The organism is Paenisporosarcina sp. P4_D4 (assembly GCF_056401835.1).
Genome location: NZ_JBFUIO010000288.1, coordinates 1 through 1,423, shown reverse-complemented (window position 1 = coordinate 1,423; position 1,423 = coordinate 1). Strand labels below are relative to the sequence as shown.

Here is a 1,423-nt window from a genome sequence, read left to right as displayed (position 1 = left end):
CTTATAATTTACTAATTGCAAGGATAAAGATTAATTATTTTTCCTATTATGGTAATTTAATAATTTCAGTGTCCTCTGTATAACTTCATCTAAATGGTAAGGCAAATCATATCCACTTGATCCGTCAAATCCTTTAAAGTGTTCATGATAAATACATTCTGAAGCAACGTATGGATATTGTGTTTGTAATTTGACCAGCTCATTAGATATCTCATCAAACTTATGATCGGATATGATATTCGTATTGAACCGATAATACAGACATGAATGAACCAGTAATTGATGTCGTAATCGTGTAATTTTGCTGCTTATATCTTCCATTGATTTCATTTTACAAACTCAACTGTGCTTACTCTTATCTCACATGATGTAGATTCAGCACCACTTTCTAATGCTGTGAGCAGATAATTCTTGATTTCTTCCTCTGAACAATCATCCATTTCATCAAAGCTGAAGTTCAATTTAACTATTAAGTCCATTAGTGAATCCACCCCTTAAATCTCTGACATATTCGCTTCGATTTAGTTTTTCTCTTATAATTTGTATTTCATCCACAGTTGCATCAGGATTATGTTTTAACCATATGCCTAACTCATTCCACTTCTTTTCAGTTTTATTTGCTTCACTTTTCATGTTGTTGCATTGCTTTGCGATATGATAACGTGCATGTTGGCTACAATCAATACTGTGAGCAACGTTTACTTCATGGATAATAGCGTTAATCGTATTATTTGTTAACACTTGCTGTCCTCCTTTGCTTTGTCGTTGTACTGTTCATTAAATCTCTTCGATTGGAACGCTATCCAACTCGAAATATTCGTAAGGTTCATCACCATAATTTTCATGAATCCATTTCTGCAATACAGTATCGCAATCATCATTGTTTGGTCTGTTCACATCGTCTTTTACGTTTACAATCACGCTGTCTTCGGTTTTAAACCAAACAAAATAACTTCGCTTTTTCATCTTCTTCACTCCTTCGCTTTTTGTTGTCTACTGTCCAATAAAAGTGTGTTTTTATTTTCCTTCATTTAATACGTTTTTAATGTGACTATGCAGCTCGATCTCAATATTAACGTGTCTGACATTGCGTTTCTTCAGTGAATTAATTGCGTCTGTTAGTTGTGCTTTGATTCGAGTTAGAATAAATTTATCATCGCTATCTAAGACGTGTCGTCCGTTGTTCATTTGTTCGTTCACCTCATAATTTACTTGTTAAGTATTGCGATTGCTTTTTCTGCATCTTTTTCTGTTAGTCCGTAAATGTGATTGGTCTTAACATGATACTTCAACAGGCTTCCCATATCACTGTCGTCATCTAAAATCACAATATTCCAGATAATTTCTGTAAACATGTTAGCAAGATAGTCAGCAATTTCTAGTCCTCGGATTGTTTCTCTATAATGAGGGGTTAGTCCGATCA

The 1,423-nt window shown here is 33.9% G+C and carries 6 protein-coding genes; all 6 read right to left on the bottom strand.

The window, feature by feature from the left end; genetic code table 11:
- Positions 1–30: 30 nt before the first annotated feature.
- Positions 31–321 (bottom strand): DNA ligase LigA-related protein, encoded by a 291-nt coding sequence (locus AC1DSL_RS18195; RefSeq protein WP_477533329.1) that lies wholly within the window; start codon positions 319–321, stop codon positions 31–33.
- 5 nt (positions 322–326) lie between these two features.
- The gene (locus tag AC1DSL_RS18190) at positions 327–479 is read right to left on the bottom strand and encodes a hypothetical protein (RefSeq protein WP_477533328.1); all 153 of its coding nucleotides are present in this window, start codon (positions 477–479) and stop codon (positions 327–329) included.
- On the bottom strand, positions 463–741 hold the full coding sequence (locus AC1DSL_RS18185) for a hypothetical protein (protein ID WP_477533327.1): 279 nt from the start codon (positions 739–741) through the stop codon (positions 463–465). Before AC1DSL_RS18185 ends, AC1DSL_RS18190 begins: the two co-directional genes overlap by 17 nt.
- A gap of 36 nt (positions 742–777) precedes the next feature.
- The gene (locus AC1DSL_RS18180) at positions 778–966 is read right to left on the bottom strand and encodes a hypothetical protein (protein ID WP_477533326.1); all 189 of its coding nucleotides are present in this window, start codon (positions 964–966) and stop codon (positions 778–780) included.
- Between the two features lie 51 nt (positions 967–1,017).
- Positions 1,018–1,188, bottom strand: a complete 171-nt coding sequence (locus AC1DSL_RS18175) for a hypothetical protein (RefSeq protein ID WP_477533325.1) — start codon at positions 1,186–1,188, stop codon at positions 1,018–1,020.
- A gap of 20 nt (positions 1,189–1,208) precedes the next feature.
- On the bottom strand, positions 1,209–1,423 hold a 215-nt coding region (locus AC1DSL_RS18170), incomplete at its 5' end, for an HAD domain-containing protein (protein WP_477533324.1).

Bases quoted from the DNA above. Each gene is read 5' to 3' on its own strand.
- AC1DSL_RS18195 (WP_477533329.1), bottom strand. From the start codon at position 321: ATGGAAGATATAAGCAGCAAAATTACACGATTACGACATCAATTACTG.
- AC1DSL_RS18190 (WP_477533328.1), bottom strand. From the start codon at position 479: ATGGACTTAATAGTTAAATTGAACTTCAGCTTTGATGAAATGGATGAT.
- AC1DSL_RS18180 (WP_477533326.1), bottom strand. From the start codon at position 966: ATGAAAAAGCGAAGTTATTTTGTTTGGTTTAAAACCGAAGACAGCGTG.
- AC1DSL_RS18175 (WP_477533325.1), bottom strand. From the start codon at position 1,188: ATGAACAACGGACGACACGTCTTAGATAGCGATGATAAATTTATTCTA.